The 18,098-nt window shown below is 41.4% G+C and carries 16 protein-coding genes and 1 pseudogene; all 17 read right to left on the bottom strand.

Going from position 1 to position 18,098, the window contains the following annotated elements; all coding sequences use genetic code 11:
* Positions 1 to 2: 2 nt before the first annotated feature.
* On the bottom strand, positions 3 to 164 hold the full coding sequence (locus DOZ58_RS18765) for a hypothetical protein (protein WP_204355438.1): 162 nt from the start codon (positions 162 to 164) through the stop codon (positions 3 to 5).
* Positions 165 to 206: 42 nt separating this feature from the next.
* Positions 207 to 1,292 (bottom strand): IS3 family transposase, encoded by a 1,086-nt coding sequence (locus tag DOZ58_RS18145; protein WP_111887543.1) that lies wholly within the window; start codon positions 1,290 to 1,292, stop codon positions 207 to 209.
* Complete coding sequence (locus tag DOZ58_RS18140; RefSeq protein ID WP_111887542.1) at positions 1,289 to 1,786, bottom strand: transposase; 498 nt, start codon at positions 1,784 to 1,786, stop codon at positions 1,289 to 1,291. The genes DOZ58_RS18145 and DOZ58_RS18140 overlap by 4 nt, the downstream gene beginning before the upstream one ends.
* A gap of 163 nt (positions 1,787 to 1,949) precedes the next feature.
* Complete coding sequence (locus DOZ58_RS18135; protein ID WP_111889594.1) at positions 1,950 to 2,258, bottom strand: hypothetical protein; 309 nt, start codon at positions 2,256 to 2,258, stop codon at positions 1,950 to 1,952.
* A 39-nt stretch (positions 2,259 to 2,297) separates the two neighbouring features.
* Positions 2,298 to 2,678 (bottom strand): ASCH domain-containing protein, encoded by a 381-nt coding sequence (locus DOZ58_RS18130; protein ID WP_204355437.1) that lies wholly within the window; start codon positions 2,676 to 2,678, stop codon positions 2,298 to 2,300.
* Positions 2,679 to 2,688: 10 nt separating this feature from the next.
* On the bottom strand, positions 2,689 to 3,666 hold the full coding sequence (locus tag DOZ58_RS18125) for a GBS Bsp-like repeat-containing protein (RefSeq protein WP_162624573.1): 978 nt from the start codon (positions 3,664 to 3,666) through the stop codon (positions 2,689 to 2,691).
* A gap of 29 nt (positions 3,667 to 3,695) precedes the next feature.
* Positions 3,696 to 5,822, bottom strand: a complete 2,127-nt coding sequence (locus tag DOZ58_RS18120; RefSeq protein WP_111889591.1) for an InlB B-repeat-containing protein — start codon at positions 5,820 to 5,822, stop codon at positions 3,696 to 3,698.
* 171 nt (positions 5,823 to 5,993) lie between these two features.
* Positions 5,994 to 6,203, bottom strand: a pseudogene (locus DOZ58_RS19355) (hypothetical protein); the annotation flags it as partial.
* Positions 6,204 to 6,232: 29 nt separating this feature from the next.
* Positions 6,233 to 8,302 carry a hypothetical protein gene (locus DOZ58_RS18115; RefSeq protein WP_162624572.1) on the bottom strand — a complete coding sequence of 690 codons (2,070 nt, stop codon included), beginning with the start codon at positions 8,300 to 8,302 and terminating at the stop codon, positions 6,233 to 6,235.
* Between the two features lie 73 nt (positions 8,303 to 8,375).
* Positions 8,376 to 13,247, bottom strand: coding sequence for an InlB B-repeat-containing protein (locus tag DOZ58_RS18110; protein WP_111889589.1), 4,872 nt, complete (start codon positions 13,245 to 13,247; stop codon positions 8,376 to 8,378).
* A gap of 75 nt (positions 13,248 to 13,322) precedes the next feature.
* Entirely contained in the window at positions 13,323 to 13,844 is a 522-nt protein-coding gene (locus DOZ58_RS18105) for a hypothetical protein (protein WP_111889588.1), read from the bottom strand.
* Positions 13,845 to 13,973: 129 nt separating this feature from the next.
* Positions 13,974 to 14,120, bottom strand: coding sequence for a hypothetical protein (locus tag DOZ58_RS18605; protein WP_162624571.1), 147 nt, complete (start codon positions 14,118 to 14,120; stop codon positions 13,974 to 13,976).
* A gap of 126 nt (positions 14,121 to 14,246) precedes the next feature.
* Positions 14,247 to 14,657: a hypothetical protein gene (locus tag DOZ58_RS18100; protein WP_111889587.1), complete on the bottom strand. Its 411-nt coding sequence runs from the start codon at positions 14,655 to 14,657 to the stop codon at positions 14,247 to 14,249.
* A gap of 166 nt (positions 14,658 to 14,823) precedes the next feature.
* Positions 14,824 to 15,690 carry a Fic family protein gene (locus DOZ58_RS18095; protein WP_111889586.1) on the bottom strand — a complete coding sequence of 289 codons (867 nt, stop codon included), beginning with the start codon at positions 15,688 to 15,690 and terminating at the stop codon, positions 14,824 to 14,826.
* A gap of 41 nt (positions 15,691 to 15,731) precedes the next feature.
* A complete protein-coding gene (locus DOZ58_RS18090) occupies positions 15,732 to 16,166 on the bottom strand; it encodes a hypothetical protein (protein WP_111889585.1) in 435 nt (144 codons plus the stop codon).
* 1,110 nt (positions 16,167 to 17,276) lie between these two features.
* Positions 17,277 to 17,417: a hypothetical protein gene (locus DOZ58_RS18600; RefSeq protein ID WP_162624570.1), complete on the bottom strand. Its 141-nt coding sequence runs from the start codon at positions 17,415 to 17,417 to the stop codon at positions 17,277 to 17,279.
* Between the two features lie 108 nt (positions 17,418 to 17,525).
* Complete coding sequence (locus DOZ58_RS18080) at positions 17,526 to 18,053, bottom strand: hypothetical protein (RefSeq protein ID WP_111889583.1); 528 nt, start codon at positions 18,051 to 18,053, stop codon at positions 17,526 to 17,528.
* Positions 18,054 to 18,098: the final 45 nt, after the last annotated feature.

Below are 18,098 nucleotides of genomic sequence, written 5' to 3'. Positions count from 1 at the left end.
TTTTATTCTCCTTTAAAATTATTCATAAAAAGAAGCGCATTCTTTTCATTCGAAAATAAATGCGCTTCTACGTCCATCAGATCCCGAGTCGTTTGAATGACCCGCTCATCAGTCTTTTCTTTTTCAATCACAACATAGGGTACACTCTGGTTATCACAATCCATATAGAACGGTAGTTGTCAAGATAGTTGGCGGTTTTTCTTGAATTAACCGACTGACTTATTGGTTTCATTGGTTTCATTTGTTTCATTTGATTCATCTTTTTCAGGATTTAACCATACTTCGTTTTCCAGAGCCCACTTGCGAATATTTTTAGTCCAGCGGTTTGGATTATTCTGCCGTGCGGCCTCATAAACAGCTGTGCGGTTTGAAAAAATCTCTTTATCCATTCCGGTATGCCGCTGATTTGGGGTCAGGAAATTAAGCCCACTGTGGCAGTGTTCAAAATTATAGTAATGCGTAAATTCCAGAACCCATTGTCTTGCTTCCGGGATTGATTTAAAGCCCTTGTAAGGGTAATCAGGGCGATATTTGCAGGTTTTGAAGATGGATTCGGCATAGGGATTGTCATTACTGACTCTCGGTCTGCTTTTGGATGAAACAATTCCCAGTTTCTGAAGGGTTTCCATCAACGAAGCTCCTTTCATCGGACTACCGTTATCGGAATGCAGAACCAGCGGCTGTTTAGCGGTTGAAATCGTTTCTGAAAGCGCTGCTTTTCGAACAAGTATGCTGGCATTTTGTGCGGATTCTTCCGGCCAGATTTCCCAGCCAACGATCTTTCGACTGTAAAGATCCAGAATCAGATAAAGATAATAGTGAAAACCCTTTACCGGACCCGGCAGCCACGTGATATCCCACATCCAGACCTGATTCGGCCCTGTTGCTTTGTGGCTTGTGATCGTGCGCTTCTGAGGTTTTGATGAACGACCCCGATGATTATTCATGCCGGCTTCTTTCATCACACGGTATATGGAAGATTCGGATGCAATATAGCGCCCCTCCTCATCTGCCAGACGGGGAACAATCTGACTGGGTGGCAGACTCTGATATTTTTTCGAATTCACGACTTTTATTATCTCTTTCCGTTCTGCTGGTGTCAGTTTATTGGAGGGAGTTGGCCGAATCGCAACGGGACGCTGATCTTCCAGCGGTGTTGCCGGATTTTTCCAGCGTGAAAAAGTACGTTCGCTGATATTCAGCTCACGGCATGCCATAAATTGGCGGGCTCCGTTTTGAATGGCTTCTTCGATTAAAGCAGCAGCGATTTTGCGATCTGAGGTTGGGATCATTCGTCCTCGGGCTCCCCCCAGATCGCTTGTGCCTTTTTTCTGAGCACCAGTAATGCTGCTGTTTCAGCCAATGCTGCTTCCTTTCGCTTCAGTTCGCGATTGAGTTGGGTCACCTGTTTTTTTGATTCGCTTAGATCTTTTTTAAGTCTCTTTGATTCATTGGCAACACTCCCATTGGCATTGATGCAGGCATCACGCCAGGCTTCGATTTGTTCAACATAAAGGCCTTTTTCACGGCTATATTCAGCCAGCTCAGCCTGATTCATACGGGCTGTTTCCAGGACGATCAGAAATTTATCCTCACTGGACCAGTCTTCTGAAGTTCCTGTTCCCGATGGTGCTGCCATTCCGGACGCTTTTGCCTGCTTCTTCCACTTGAAAAGTGTCTGCTCTGAAACACCGGTTTCATTATGCAGCTGACGAACTGATTTGCTGATCGGCGGCAACATCTGCTGTATAATATGTTCTTTGAATTCATCGCTATATTGTGTCATGTGATACTCCTATCCTTTTATATATTTACTATAATATAGTAAATTCAATCACCTGACAACTATCTTAACACATAGTGAGAACAACCACCGGTCTTTATCCCACACTTCCATTTTTAATGTCTCATTCACAAAAGGCAATGCGATAAAACGATGGGTTTCTTCGTTAATGCGCCCCATGGTGCAGCACCCTGATTGGATTTTTTAATTTCTTCATGCTCATATCCTGGTATTCTTTTATCGAAATAACCTCCAGCTGATTATAAAAGAAGCATTTTTTAGAATGCTGCAACTGCACTAAAACAAAGAAATCATAACAGTCCAGGATAATTCCCGGTTTTGACACCTTTTTGTTTTTGTCAAATTTATCACCTTCCATTCCTGTTCCCGTTGTTTTGACTGTCTGCCCGATCTTAAAGACCGGCTGACCGGGGCATATCCGCTCGCATCCGTTTTTTGCCGTACTTATCTTCATCCTCACCCTCCTAGATTATTTTTAATTGCTTTCCCCTTTTTAGATATACCGAAATGACTGGGGTGGTACAAAATGATTCCATACCATAAACGGATTAATCGGGGTGTGATAAGCCCTCACATCCTGTAATTCAATGGCGTAGGCTGTGGCGTGGCCCCTAAAGTATGCATCATAGGCATTCTTTTTAATCCCTGCATAGGCTTCTGTTTCCAACCAGATAGTCGCCGGGCTATCCACCATAATCCGTTTAATGGTAAATTCTCCGATAAAGAGTCCCACCGGTTTGGTCACGTACATAACAATGGTATTGACCGGTTTTTTAAAGATCCGTTTCCGGTATTCAAAGAGTTTATTTCCATCCATGATCTCATTTGCATACTCCGGTTTTATGGACAGGAGTACATTTTCTCGACTTCTCACCGGCACCCCCTTATTTTTTATTATTAACCTGCCAATCGTCATATACTGTTCCGTTGATGTTAACGCTGTTGGTGGTCGCTGTCCCCAGCATCCCCCCTGGCGTCCAGGCATCGAATACCTCTGAATAAACCGCGTACTCCGTGTTGTCCGGAAACCAGAGCGGGGTAAAATGCACCCGGGCACTGCTGGCCGAGAACGGATTTGTTTTTAATTCCAGCACTGAATTTGACAGATTGCTGTTATTTGTAATCCCCATGCAGTCGGACAGGCGATTAAACTGATTAAAACTGCCGTTAGTCGTGACCCCGGTTTTAAAATTAAACTCCGGAAAAACCGTACTGGCATTCTGTGCCCCGGCTAACCATCGATCCGCTACCACATCGGCGTTACTGGCTACGGTTGTGCTTAAATTCAGGGCATAACCATAACCGGATTTAAAACTGGCCCCGCTGTTGGCTTCCTGGGTTCCGTTTTTAATCTCTGGCGTTACTGTCAGGATCGCCCGATAGGTATCTTCATGAAAGTTTGAGCCATCATAGCTGTGGCGTTTCCATTCATTGGCATCGGATCGGATCACAAGATAGGTGGAATCCACCAGTCCGGTGACTCCGCCATTATCCACTCCATAAATTTCAATGTAATACATGCCCTTGTCATAATGCTTAACCTTGGCCACATCCTCAATACTATGATCCTTTTCCATGTCGACGGTATAGGTATAAGAACCATCGCCATTTTGTATCATTGCTTCGGTCTTCACATCATCCTGGCTCCCGGCTGCACTCCAGACCTTACAGGTCAGACCGGCAATACCGTTGGCAGCATTCAGATGGCCAACCGTGATGGTAAAGGTCTTTTCCGAGTCCTGGATCGCCGTAATCTGATTGGTTGTAATGGTATCGTGGGCAAAAACCGGGGTTGGCAGTATAAACCATCCCAATAAATAAAGCAGGGTAAAAACCCTGCTAAACCGCTTCGTTATATTCATTTTTTCCTCCTTGGTGATTGAAAAAGAAATCAATCCGCTTTCCATTTGGCATACAGTTTGGTATCTTCATAAACCGGATAGGCATCAAACCGCCAGGGATTGGTACAGCCGAAATCCTTATACCAGCCCACAAAGGCAAAACCGTCACGACTTGGTGGATCAGGCGGGGTGATCAGGGTTTTGTAGTTGGTACTAATTGTGTTCACCGCACTTCCTCCCATGGAATCAAAACTGATCTGATACTGATTGATTGACCATTTGGCGTAAAGCTTCACCGGCCCGGTAATCCGGTCACTGGCCACTTTCCATTCCTGGGTACACCCGCTGTCTTTAAACCACCCCGAAAATGAATATCCAGTCAAAACCGGTGGGGTAATTGCCGGTAAGGTACTGTCATAATTCACCCCGATAGCCGGGATCTCATTTCCGCCTTTGGTGTTAAAGGTAACTTTATAAACCACCGGTATCCATTTTGCTTTGAGAGTTGTATCCCCCGTAACCTTGTCAATGGTGAAATTCCAGGGGCTTGTATACCCGGCATCCCTAAACCATCCTCCAAACACGAAATTATTTCGGATCGGCTGAGTTGGCGGATTGATCGTCGAGTCATATTTGGTCGTGACTGAAGCGCATGCACTGCCTCCCTGGGAATCAAAGCTGACCTGATAATCATTGATCGTCCACTTGGCAAACAAGGTGGTTGTTCCCCGGATCCTGTCGCTATTGAAATCAAAGGCATTGATACATCGGGCTTCCTTGTACCATCCGGAAAAGGTATGGCCGTAACGGACCGGATCCGTTGGCTTTGTAATCAAGGTATTATACTCGGTGGTAATCGGTGCGATCTGACTCCCACTTTGCGGATCGAAGTTGACCCGATATTTGTTTTTAATCACCGGTTTTTCACTGATATAGCAAAAGGCCGAAGCTGATGCACTCTCTCCGCTGTTGGTGCTGTCCCAGGTGGTTGAAAATATCCGGTTGCTGCCGGATACAGAATAACTGTTGTCGGTCACCGCTCCCCCCGGGGTATTAAATACTACATACTCCGTATCCGGATTGGCTATGGCGGTGACGGTGATGGTATACCAGTAATAGGTATGGGTGGTTATTGTCACCTTCCCTTCAGCATCGGTGCTGGAGGTTGTCCAGGAGTAGGAGTGGGTTTTCACACTGTTGGAGGTACTCAATACCTGGGGATCGACGATCCACTCGGTAAAATCGACCGGCACCGCACTATCCAGATAGGTACCTCCTGACTGTTGTCCCTGACCGGTAATTTTAATATTCTCATTGCCGGCAGTCCCCGGATTATAGGTTTTACTCCAGGTTTTTTCAGCTTTGACATAATCAATTGATTCCGGAGTATTGACCACAAAGGTGGCACTGTTTGTTTTAAAGATCACTTGATCCGTTTCAAGCGGTGTAACCGCATAGACCTTAACCGGTGTATTGATCAGGTATTTATTCTGATTTGGTACTACGCCAGTACGAATGATCTCCGGGTTTTTAAATTCTTCGGCCTTGATCGACAATTCTTTTTGTTCGCCGGTGCGTAATCCGGTTGATGTCATTGACTGTGGTTTAAAGCTCATGTGATCCGTTCCCCGGATAGTCGGCGTATAACTAAATGACCAAATGTAGCGATTCGGATCATCTGGATCATTTTTACGATTAATCCGGGTACCTTGGAAATAGCAATCCTGCATCTGACATTTGCCATCCAGATGGCTTTGCAGCATTTCCAGATCTTTATTATCGATGACCCCATCATCATTTACATCAGCTGCTCCGCAATGGGGACACCGCTCTCTGGCAGTGTAATCTTTGCAGCCACCATCGACATGAGCTTTTAAAATATCGTAATCCTCAGAATTAACCTGAAGATCACCATTCATATCCATTACCTGGTTATTTCCTTTTAATTGCTCATCACTGTATTCGGTTTGTGGGGTTAGCAGAAACTCACCCGTCCCAGAGTTAATCAGGATCTGATCAACGTCTTTATTGGAGGTGATTGAAATTGTGATATTATCCTCTGATGTTCCAGATGTACCGATAAAAGCCTTGGCACCTTCAGCTTGGACGCTGGGAGAAATAATCGACAGAGTCAATAAAAGCACTAATGCTATAAGGACGGTTCGCTTTTTAATCATTAATGTCTCCTTCCTAAAAAAGAAGTGATCAAGTATTAACTTTATCTCGATCACTTCTTTTGGTTTATTATTTTGTCTTGTCTTGTCTTTCCTACTGCATCTTAAAACCCGCCGGCGAAAGGTTGATGGATCGGTTAAGGCGTTAATTTCGGCAGATTTAGAAGATACTATTTAATTAGGTGCATTTCCAAAACAGAAACCAAATGCAACACTACCCATAAAAGGAGCCGTCACATAAGAATTTGAACCAGTGTTAAGTACTATCGCAAATGAACTATATGCACCATACTCTGAGTTATAATAAGGTGATCTCAACCACCAAGAAGCACTACTTGAATTCAATTTCTTGATTCGTGAAGCATTATCTGTAAATATTGGATATTGATAACCCTCTTAGTCTTTTACACTTTTTAGTATTCTTCCTTTACGGTAATGTTGTTAAATTCACTTGTGTAACTTCCATAAGTTGCTTTTATGAAATATCCAAAGTTTTTATCAAATCCAACTAATATATTTGAACCATTAAAAGTATCGATACCATTTAAGTTTTCTTGTATTAATTGATCAATGCGTTGCTGTAAATAAGCTATTCTCGTTTCCATGCTTGTTTTATATTCTATTGGAATAAAATAGTGATTCATTTGAAGAAATAAAACATCATTAGCGACTTTTTCTTTATCGGATAGGCCTTTTAAACCTTTTTGCTTTGCATTATTATAGTTATTTATCGCTGTTTGAGTAGCTGTTATTGTTTCAAAAACAATATCTTCAGTCACATTTTCATCTGCTAAAACATTTTTTACTGTTTGCTCCGCTTCTTCCATAGTTGTTCTTATTTCTTGTGTTGTCCACATATCTTCTATTGATATGTCCAACCCATCTTTGGATACTGGCACATACATAATTTGATTTAACATTTCTTTTAGTATGAACTTAGAATCTAGTTTATCAACTTCAAAACCAACGGATTTTTTAGCATACCCTTCTTTGCTAAAGTTTAAGTTATACCGCCCTGGTTCAAAATTATCGAGCAACTCTTTGTTTCTTATAATATATGAATTGGCATTGTAATGATCTTTTACAAGTACAAGATCATTAATTGTGTCCTTCGGTTTGAATAATCCATTGTCTTTTATTAATTCAAAATCATTTATTGTTAAATCTGGAATACTCGCTTCATCTCTCCCATTTACTAATTCATAAATAGTAAAAACAAGACTCACTTCCGAGGAATTAGTAATTATAAATATTGTCTCTTTTTTTTCAGGCATAGAAGAACCATAGTCAGGATCAATTTGCGGTTCTTTAATATTCGGATCTACACTCATATTTTGAGGCTCTTTTACAAGGATGATATCATCCGCTTTAATTTCAGCATTGATAATGTTTCCCTCACCTGTAATTACAGCATTGGCATTTAAAACTGCTTGATTGATTTCAGCATTGTGACTTAAATACATTTTACAATCACTAGCGTTTTTATTAACTAGAATACTTTCCACAGTTGTATTATCTTTAATGTTTACTGTGGCTCTCGCTGCTTCGACCGTAATAAGTTTAAATGCACCTTCAAACGTAAAGGTTTTATCGTTGGCATCTTCAGAAATAAGTATTTCCAAATCATTAACAGCATTAGCTTCAATACCAATATTGTTTGCTGTTTTTTCAATCGTGAATTTATTATAACTACCACCGTTTAGATGAATACTATCATGGCCACCACCACGTATATGCGTTTCGCCTGAAACTGTAACATTATCAAGTGTAACATCCCCTTCGCCAACGGCTTTATCAATTATCAAATCGCCATCTATACTAACATTTTGCAAAATAACATCTTTTGATTTAACAATCGCATTGCCTTGAATTTTTTCATGTCCTGTTTTATGATCATAGACTCCCGGTTGATCAAATACTACACCATCATCATTTTTCTTAACAATTTTTATTTGAATTTCTTCTAATCTGAGGGATGAACCAGTTGTTCCAAGTTCAGCTCCATTTTTAACCCATCCCCATTGATTGGCATTTACAACTGGTATATTTCCACGATTTTGAACATGCCCCCGATAATAAACATCATAATCTGGTAAATTAACGAGATCAATTTTAATTGATTCGATCCTTTGCCCAAGTCCTTCGGTTCCAGCAAATTCGTTTGTTGTAACTGGGGTCATCCATCCTTCATTTTGTACGTGTACTTGATAAGTAATTCCCGCATTTTTAGGAACATCGCCTGTTAAATTAATCCAAAGACCTTCTATCCGCAATCCTTCTCCACGTGTTCCTAATGCTTCTGGTCCCGGGATGTAGCTTCCTTGTGGTTTTGGAAAGTCCCCTTTATTTTGAACATGACCTCGATATTCAACTCCTAATTGTTCAGCATAGTCATTTGTTTTAAAAGCTGTTGTTGTCAATACAATCAAAATTAATACGCCCGCTGCCATTATTAATCTGTTATTACGTTTTATATTTTTCATAAATCCTCCTATTGTACTCATTAGTGTATTCTTTATAAAAATTATCCCAAATTGAATATATGGAATAACTCAGTTAATCTTTAATGTACGATACATTTAGTTGATATCTATAATAAGGGCCATAAACCCTTGTATCAACCGCTGGTTTAGTTACTGTTCCACTATAGTATGCTGTATAATCAGTGCGGTACGTTCTTGTATCAACCGCTGGTTTAGTTACTGTACCACCGTAAATTACCTTTATGTATGTACCCATATCTGTTGTTGATTTCGAATATAAAGGGCCTTTATAGCCTCCGCTATCTGGCCCATATACGACAAGACCTGTTACGTGTGTTGCTCCGCTTTCAATGTCTGCCTTGGGAAAATGTGATTCAAAAGTTTGATACCTACTATCAGCTGGTGTATAACTACCACCGGTTTGTACTTCGGTACTTGTCGTATTGTACTTATTCAAAGTACCACTATAGCCACCAGAATTATAGGAAACACTTGATGGTGTTGTATCTGATCCTGTCGATGATTTTGTTGTTGATTCGGTTTTCGTTTGTGCTGGTGTATATGAACCGCTTACTACACCCGTTGTATCAGATATACCACCTGATAAAGTAACAGTAATGGTATTACCAATAACACTATTGACAGTAACTTCACCTTGATTGGAAGTAACGTTTTTAAATTCATATAAATCATTTATTGTAATAGAATGTGTTTGTGTTGGATATGATCGTGCTGATAAATTTATGATTTGTTCTGAAGTAGGATTAATACTCCATTTGGCATAATAGGTAATCCCATCAACCGGGTATTTTACTGGCAGCTCACTGACTTCGTCACCGGAAAAATCAGCTTCTTTAAACCACCCTTTTTGTGTGTACCCGTCACGAGTAAGCACTGGCATTGCTCGATTAGTGATCGCCTGATCGGTGACACCATTTAGATCCGGTGTTGCTGATCCCTGGTTTTCTTCAAAACTAATCACCGATGGGTTAGCTTCCCATTTGGCATAATAGGTAATCCCATCAACCGGGTATTTTTCTGGCAGCTCGCTGACTTCTTGACCGGAAAAATCAGCTTTTTTAAACCAGCCTTTTTGTGTGTACCCGTCACGAGTGAGCACTGGCATGGTTCGATCAGTGATCTTCTGATCGGTGACACCATTTAGATCCGGTGTTGCTGATCCCTGGTTTTCTTCAAAACTAATCATCGATGGCTTAGCTTCCCATTTGGCATAATAGGTAATCCCATCAACCGGGTATTTTTCTGGCAGCTCACTGACTTCTTCACCGGAAAAATCAGCTTCTTTAAACCAGCCTTTTTGTGTGTACCCGTCACGAGTAAGCACCGGCATGGTTCGATTAGTGATCGCCTGATCGGTGACACCATTTAGGTCTGGTGTTGCTGATCCCTGGTTTTCTTCAAAACTTATCACCGATGGGTTAGCTTCCCATTTGGCATAATAGGTAATCCCATCAACCGGGTATTTTTCTGGCAGCTCACTGACTTCTTCGCCGGAAAAATCAGCTTCTTTAAACCAGCCTTTTTGCGTGTACCCGTCACGAGTAATCACTGGCATGGTTCGATCAGTGATCTCCTGATCGGTGACACCATTTAGATCCGGTGTTGCTGATCCCTGGTTTTCTTCAAAACTAATCACCGATGGGTTAGCTTCCCATTTGGCATAATAGGTAATCCCATTAGCCGGGAATTTTTTTGGTAGCTCACTGACTTCTTCACCGGAAAAATCAGCTTCTTTAAACCATCTTAGCGTATAGCCAACTCTGTATTGCATCGGCATGGTTCGATCAGTTATTTCCTGATCGGTGACGCCATTTAAATCCGGTATTTCCGTTCCACCATTTTCTTCAAAACTAATCACCGATGGGTTGGCTTCCCATTTCGCATAGTAGGTTAAACCATCGACCGGATATTTATCAGGTAGTGCTGTCACGACATCCCCACTGAAATCAGCACTGGCAAACCAGCCATTAAAGGTATATCCATCACGGACCGTTATCGGCATACTGGTATCGAGGATTTCCCGATCCGTAGCACCGACCATTTTGGGTACGTCGGTTCCGTTATTGGTGACAAATTCAATCGCTGCTTCATCCGCTGTCCATAAGGCAAACAGGGTCGTATCCAGGGTGACTTTATCAACCGCAAAATCCCAGGGAGTAATGCAAGCATCTTCCTTAAACCAACCGCCGAAGGAATACCCGCTTCTTAGCGGATCGGCCGGTTTTGGTGTGACCGACTCATTCTGCGCCGTCTGTGCCGGCACGGCACTCCCGCCCAGGGAATCAAAGCTCACCGTATAAAGATTAACATCCCACTTGGCAAAAAGCGTTAAATCAGACTGTACCCGATCACTGGCAAATGTCCAGACGGTGTTACACGCTGCTTCCTGATACCAGCCTTTAAAGGTAAAGCCCGGCTTAAATGGGTCACTTGGCTTGGTGATCATCATATTGTAATCCGCACTGATTGAACCAACAAGACTTCCGCCCTGGGAATCAAATGTGACCGTCAAGGCAGTGGCATCCCACTTCCCGTAAAGCGTGGTGTCGCCGGCAATGGTATCTTCGGTAAAGTTCCATGGCGTATTGCATCCAATCTCCTTAAACCAGCCTAGAAATGTGTAATTGCTTCGGGTTGGACTTGGTGTTGGTTCCTCAATATTTGAGCCATATTCCACCGTAATCGGGCTAAAGGTATCCGTTCCTCCCTGGGGATCAAAATGGACGAAATAGGTGTTTATTTCCCACTTCGCATAGAGTGTGGTGACTCCCATGATCCGATCCGATTCAAAATTCCAGGGGTAAGCAAAACCAGGATCTTTAAACCACCCTTTAAACGCATATCCTTCCCGGGTCGGTTGACCAGGCTCCGGCAGCAGCGCATTGTATTCGGCACTCTGGGCACCCATTTCATTCCCGCCGTTGGTATTAAAATAAACCTCATAGGTTAGCGGTGTTTTAATCACTTCCTCATATAAGGTATAAATGGCCTGTACCGGATTGATGAATACATCATAGATAACCGGGAGATCCGGATCCACCACGACCTCCACATCAAACGCATACACTTCACTTTCGCCGGCAGCAGCATTGAGGGATTTAAACGCATAACGATTGACGCCCAGGTTGGCCGGAACAAACTCAATCGTCCAGACGATTTCATTTGAAAGCTCATTGACCGACCGGCTGATCAGCATCCCGTCACCCAGGGAATCAGAACCAAATTGTTTCCCGACGCCACTATCCGTATTGGTAAAGGTCAGATTTTTGGTGGCCCGATTGGTCACCACTTCAATTTTGATCGTTTCATTCTTATAGTACGGTGCTTCTGTGACGGCCTTGACCGATTTGATCACCGGCGCTACCGTTTCATCAGCCGTATCTTCCCCGGGTACACTGGTTGGCGGTACCAGATTGGCCGGCAGATCGGTTGGCATCGTATCTCCCACCTTCGGATCCGGTGGGGTGCTTTCTTCCAATGGCCGGATCGTCAGCGTCCGATGGGTGTACTCATTTCCACCACAATTGATGGTCCCTTCCGGATAGGGTGAGATCGACATTTCCAGATCATAGCTGGTTACTGTACTGACATCCGGAGTATGCCATTTGATATAGCTGTAGGACTCGGTTTTCATTGGAGCTACCAGCGTATCGGTACCGATCACTTCGCCGTTGATCTTGTAAGTCACCGTCAGCTCACTCCCGGGTGTCGCATTGATATTTGAGTAAACCGGTGTGCTTAAAATAACATCGGTATTGGGCCGAAAATCGTTATCCCGGGGCTTATTGTATTCGGCTGGTTTAATCCAGCGGGACATACCCCAACCGCCGTACTTAGTCTGTTGATCGCTAAACCAGCGATTAAACGGAATAGCAGCGTTCTGATCCACCCCGGAGCCGGCTGCCAAACCATACCAGGTATTATTCGTAATCACCGAGTTTCCCATCAACAGAAATGCCAACCGGGAGACATGCTGCCGATTGGCATTAGGCTTCCAGGCATCCGCCTGTTGTCCGGCCCAGGCCGTCCAACGGGTTTCATCATAACGCCAGTCCATCTGGTGCTTGATCTGAGAAACTGCAAAATCAGTGGCTGATAAGGCATAACCATAATAAGACCCCGGATGGGCCGTATCCTTCACATAGACAATGCTCACCGGCTCGTAAACGATCAGCCATTCCACCTGATTGGTGGGGTTGTCACTGATTGCATCGGGTAAAATCCCTTTTGGATTCCAGCCGGTCCGGGTTTCGCTATCAATGGTAAACTCCAGGTTTTTGACAAGGTCTTCCTTGGAAACCCCTTGCTTCCCAGCATAAAAATTGAGAACGGTATTGATCGTTTCAAGGCTATTGAAATAATTAGCTACCTTAGTAATGCTGCCGACTGAATCCCCATAAATAACACCGTTGTCGTAAATATCGCCATCACTGAGCTGTGGGACATAAGGTGGTTGTACAGGAGGCTTTAATAGATAAATACCACTACCTGATGCAAGCTGCACCGGATCCAAAGCATTCACATCCCCGCCTTTGCTCTGGAGCTCCAGCAGAGTGTCTACCTTGTTTTCCTTAGAAAAGAACAATCCGGAGATGTTCGATGGTCGGGATCCGGCAGCCCATCCATTCCAATTGGAAACCGGGGTCAGATAAACCGCCTGATTGCCGATCCGGTAAAAGTCATTCATGTTCGATGAATCCTTATTGACCGTATCYGACTTGGCCACGAAAAGTGACGCTTTCCACATATACTGATCACTGTAGTAGAAGGCATCTTCGGTATAGGTCGGGTTCCCGGGTACGGTACTGGAATTATCTTCAGCCCGAGCCACCATGGGTGTCATTCCCCACAAAAAACCGGTCAGTAAAACAGTCAGCGCCAGCAACCACAGTGGCTCGAACCGACTTTTTATACGCACGTCCATTCATTCCTCCTTATTTTCTGCATAAAAAAAGAACAATCCGAAAATTGTTCTTCTCAAAAGTTGAATACTAAAAACTTAATTTGAAAATCCGGTTCCCCCGTTTTCACCACCACTGCTATCAATCGGTGTCGCCCCTAAATCCCCATTCCATCCCCCACCGCTGTCAGCTGCCGGTGCTTCATAAGCTGGTTCTTCATAAGCTGGCTCAACATAGGTATCCTGGGGTGCTTCGTAATGTCCGCCGGTTTCTTCACTGGTATAGACCGGCTCTGATGCGATTGCCGGGGTATTAACGGTGGTCACATTGCTTTCGACCACGGTGCTGTTGTCATTGGTCACCGTTCGGGCCTCAACGACCTTGCTTTCCACCGGGGTGGTGGTTACCGCCGTTGTCTTTTCGGTATTGATATCCTGAACCTTCACCGTTTTTTCATCAGCAGTGGACTGCCAGGTATCTGTATTGTTAGGTAAAAGTGTATAAATGCCAAGGCCAATCATGCCAGTCATCAGGACTCCGCCAATACCAAGAACGATCCGTTGTTTCAACGTTGTTTTCGCCAACCAGGTGGTTAGAGCTGCTACATTTGTTTTCATCATTTTACCTCTCTCTTTCATCATCTAAAAATTATATCAGAATACACCATAATCAACTTCCTGTCAAGGTTTAATTACAATATTTTTAAATTTATTTTTATTGCCGACAAATTTCTTTCCCATCGGAAACATTTATCCAGCAGGCTGTTTTCTTTTTTCAATCCCTGTTTCCAATCGGCTTATCTTCAGCTCCTTTTTATCCAGCAGTCTACGCTGCTTAACAATGAGATACCCTTCGACTACCGTGATTAAACCAAAACCGATCAATAACATTTCCATGGCTTCACTCCTTCTTTTTAATCAATAAAAAAAGAACAATCCGTAAATTGTTCCCTACTTTTCATTCCATAACTATTAATTTTAAGCTGTTACCTGTTCTTAATTTTGTTTCCCGAGGAAACAGGATTACATTTCCGGTTCCCAATCATCTTCATAAATCGGTTGATATTGATTCAGTTGTTGTTTCAATTGCATGCTGTCATTATTTAGATTTTCATCTGACGGTTTTTCCATATCTCTGGTAATTTTTTTCATCATATTCCACTCTTTAATGGCCTCTTTAACATCTTCCTTCAATTGTGCCATTTCCCCATGTTCATATTTAAAATCAATTGTCGCCCACCATATATCACACTCATCTTCGTTTTCAGGATCATTGTCGATTTCAATATAACCACATAAGAATCGGTTTTTTTCAATAAAAGCATTAAGCTCCATCGGATCCTTTGAAACTATTTCGATACACAGATACCGTTCAAAATCGAAAGCTTCCTTTTCGCCGGTTTCGAATCTGTAAATCTTTCTAATTTTAATCATCGCGACTCCTTCATTATTTTATTACTCCTTGCAAAACTCGTCCTTTTAGTGACTTGTAATTGAAAATAAAAAAAGAACAATTCTCAAATTGTTCTCATCCGTTTATTCATATATCTGATTATCCAGTAAATTTCCTGTACTTATTTTGTTTCCTCGGGAAACAAAACTACATTTCCGGCTCCCAGTCATTTTCTTTTTCATCTTCAGAAATAAGCTGCATTTCCTGATTGAGCAGTGGATGATCCTGATCAAAGAGCAGATTCTCAAAGAACTTGACCAGATAGGCATCGGTATGACTGATGTTTTTTACTTGATTGCTATAATTGGCCCGAACCAGGGCATTTCTGAAATAAAGCGCATTATCTTCAAAAGGATCATTATTCACCCGAAAACCCAGGCCGTTTAAATATTGAACCATAAATACCGCTACCGTTCGGGTGTTTCCTTCCCGAAAGGGATGCACCTGCCAGATGGAAGAAGTAAAGCTGCTTATGCTTCTGATCTTTTGCTGATTGTCCATGTTGACGTAATTTTTCTTTTTTTCTGTTTCAAAATCATARGCCAAACTATCTTCAATCATGAAATAATTGGCATAAGAAACGCTCTCACCGCCTAGAACCGGCTCTTTTTTATAGATATTTTTCTCCCTGAATGTCCCGACCCATTCCGCCGGCAGAATATTTTTAAAGAGATAACGATGAATGCCCTTAAGCGATACCGGACTTAGAACAAACCCCGAATTATCAAGCAGAGAAGCAATCCGTGTCGATACAATGTCGCATTCTCGCTCGCCCTTTACCTGGTCATCTTCCGGTAAGGTCTGATAATGGTTGACCAGGGCATTTTCAACTTCCTGATAAGAAAGCTTGCCACTGAAATGATCCGGAAGTAATTCATTTGTCAGATATTCGGAAGGTCTTAGCTGATCGATCTTATTCAGTCCAAAACCGATATTCCAGTATTTTTCTTTTTGGCTTCGATCCTTTGTTTCTTCGATCACTTGATAGGTTTCAGTATATTTCTGATCCGTCATTTTATCACCCTCGTTTTTTTATTATCTCAAACTCTAACTTTTCAACTATACTTGTTCAGGAAACTGTTGGCTAAATGTGTACTACGCTTCGAACTGTCACCAATCCTAACTGATGTAAAGTCAAAAATGATATAATTACTTTGGTCAAGAAGAACCATGTTATTTAAATCACTTTTATATCCTTCGATAACGATTATCATATTGGTATTTGATGTGAGCACCTTAGAATCCAAATTACTAAACTCAATCGGAGAATASGATTCACCAAGACAAGTAATGCGAATCAGATTGAATGTTTTTCTTGTGTTATTCTCAATCGCTATTAYTTTTAATTCTTCACWATGATCAAGGCTTTCTAAGTCATTTTTGACATCAAGTTCTTTCTCTGAACATTCTTGATAAAAAACGTCTTTCTCAGATGCAAATTCTCGGTCATTTTTCTTTTCCAGCTTGACGACAATTTTAATCTGATTCATTGGATTMKGCTTTTTCCACAAATCCTTTATGTATTTATCATCATGACGYCCACACTGAACTATTGTAGGAAATTCTGAATTWTCATATTCTCGTTTTCTCTGRTTTTTATGAAGAAATCCCGATAAWCGATCTTGAGAATAAACCGTTACCAAAGTAGTAACTAAGGCGACCGCTACYGTAATCAGGACATCAACCATTGTTTATCACCCGGCTCATCTCGCTTTTCAATTTTTCTGTAAAYACARTTTTCRGATAATTTYGAACCAATGCTCCAACCWATTTTTCCGAAAAAGCTGACKCCTGATTTWACATCGTAAAAATTATTTTTYTTGAARATAATATTATCAKCAAGAATTTTTTCACCRTTAAKATAAAGCCAGATACARTTAATTAAATCAATYAGCTCACTTTTARCAACCAGACAGCAAATCTTATAATTTTTGCCATTSAGYACTAGATTKACTTCGTCAGCACCAAARGTTAGTTCATTATACTGATTTGCTCCTTCAAAATAATCGCTTGCTCTGAAGCGATCTTCAAGCGGACTTTCATCTCCCAACCAATATTCCATGGATTCAAATTCCGAGTGATCGATCAAAGTTAGTAACCCTTTAGCACATATTTTCTGAGGGTTTCGGATATAAATTTTTTGAGAAATCGTATTTACAAGTATGTATTTCCGACCCAGACGAACTTCATTATATTCTCGTGCCTGATGGTAATAAAAAATCGCATTTTGTGAATTGATTATATCCTTAACTGTTCCATCCTCCCGGAATAAAATCTCGATACCTGGATGTCCTAAGTGGTTATATTCAAAACTTTTTAAGTCCGTAATTCCCAGTTTTGACATTATTTTTAGTGTATCACCAGGACTAACACCATAATAACCACAATACAGATTCTTTAAATGCATCTGGTCACCATTCCAATTTTCAAGAACCATGTTTACATTTAATCGTTTCATTTCGTATTCAGTAAAAATAAAATTTTCACTGTCAAGAAAAACGACCAACTTTTTTACTGGTTTAAAATCGTCAATATGATCAGAAAAAAACTGAAGTGATTCCTTCGATGACCCGTTATCATCAAGAATAACTCTCATAACATTACCCCTTTTTAAGTTTTATTATAGCACATTCAAGCATATTTATTTTTACTTCCTTTCGCTCAATCTCTTTTTTTAATCGCTTTAACCAAACAGCTTCAAACACGACAATTCCCGTTAGCAATATAAAAACAATGATCATTATCTCACTCCTATTCACCTATTTGATTTTAATCTGTTTCCGGCTCCAATTTTGTTTCCCGAGGAAACAAACTTCCTTAAAACAATCAACTGAATTTTAATCAGCATCCTATCCAAATATTTTTCTCCAGCTATCAGATTTTTCCTTTTTAATCACCATTTCCTGTTTCAGTAGTGATTGAATAAAACAACTGATTAAAGAACGATAGATTAAATACTCGTTTAAATTGATGGTTGGATTGGTATTATTTAAACCGCTGAAGCCGTCGATGCAATACCATAAACGATGGTATGCATCTTTATAGTGGCCGGTTTCAATGGCCATCAGAGCTTTACAGGCCATCATAAACTGACGTCCCATCATCTCCCGCGTGTAGTAAGGGGCTATTATTTTTTCCTCGTAACAGCGTTCTATATAGTGTTTCTGAAATCTTTCCAGGTAGTGCAGACCTTTAATCAGGATCGGCTTCATGTCTTTTTCGTTAAATGGAGCATGAAAATAATCCGTATGCCAGTAATCATTGGGTTGAATCTCATTTAAAATATCAACCAGCGGTTTTGTTTTTGCCAGTAAACAAGGTGTATCCTCATTTACCTCTATCTGAACCATCGTCTTTAATTCCGTTATGTTATTCATCACATTTATTTCCCTCCCAACCTTTCTGGATTTTTATTTTTTAAT

Source organism: Acetobacterium sp. KB-1, assembly GCF_003260995.1.
In the GTDB taxonomy this organism is placed as follows: Bacteria; Bacillota; Clostridia; order Eubacteriales; family Eubacteriaceae; genus Acetobacterium; species Acetobacterium carbinolicum.
Note: the sequence above shows the minus strand (reverse complement) of the source record. Positions and strands in the feature narration are given on the sequence as shown.

Excerpts from the sequence above, each read along its gene's own strand:
- DOZ58_RS18765 (WP_204355438.1), bottom strand. The coding sequence starts at position 164 with ATGGATTGTGATAACCAGAGTGTACCCTATGTTGTGATTGAAAAAGAA.
- DOZ58_RS18145 (WP_111887543.1), bottom strand. The coding sequence starts at position 1,292 with ATGATCCCAACCTCAGATCGCAAAATCGCTGCTGCTTTAATCGAAGAA.
- DOZ58_RS18140 (WP_111887542.1), bottom strand. The coding sequence starts at position 1,786 with ATGACACAATATAGCGATGAATTCAAAGAACATATTATACAGCAGATG.
- DOZ58_RS18135 (WP_111889594.1), bottom strand. The coding sequence starts at position 2,258 with ATGAAGATAAGTACGGCAAAAAACGGATGCGAGCGGATATGCCCCGGT.
- DOZ58_RS18125 (WP_162624573.1), bottom strand. The coding sequence starts at position 3,666 with ATGAATATAACGAAGCGGTTTAGCAGGGTTTTTACCCTGCTTTATTTA.
- DOZ58_RS18120 (WP_111889591.1), bottom strand. The coding sequence starts at position 5,822 with ATGATTAAAAAGCGAACCGTCCTTATAGCATTAGTGCTTTTATTGACT.
- DOZ58_RS18115 (WP_162624572.1), bottom strand. The coding sequence starts at position 8,302 with ATGAAAAATATAAAACGTAATAACAGATTAATAATGGCAGCGGGCGTA.
- DOZ58_RS18105 (WP_111889588.1), bottom strand. The coding sequence starts at position 13,844 with ATGATGAAAACAAATGTAGCAGCTCTAACCACCTGGTTGGCGAAAACA.
- DOZ58_RS18605 (WP_162624571.1), bottom strand. The coding sequence starts at position 14,120 with ATGGAAATGTTATTGATCGGTTTTGGTTTAATCACGGTAGTCGAAGGG.
- DOZ58_RS18100 (WP_111889587.1), bottom strand. The coding sequence starts at position 14,657 with ATGATTAAAATTAGAAAGATTTACAGATTCGAAACCGGCGAAAAGGAA.
- DOZ58_RS18600 (WP_162624570.1), bottom strand. The coding sequence starts at position 17,417 with ATGATCATTGTTTTTATATTGCTAACGGGAATTGTCGTGTTTGAAGCT.
- DOZ58_RS18080 (WP_111889583.1), bottom strand. The coding sequence starts at position 18,053 with ATGAATAACATAACGGAATTAAAGACGATGGTTCAGATAGAGGTAAAT.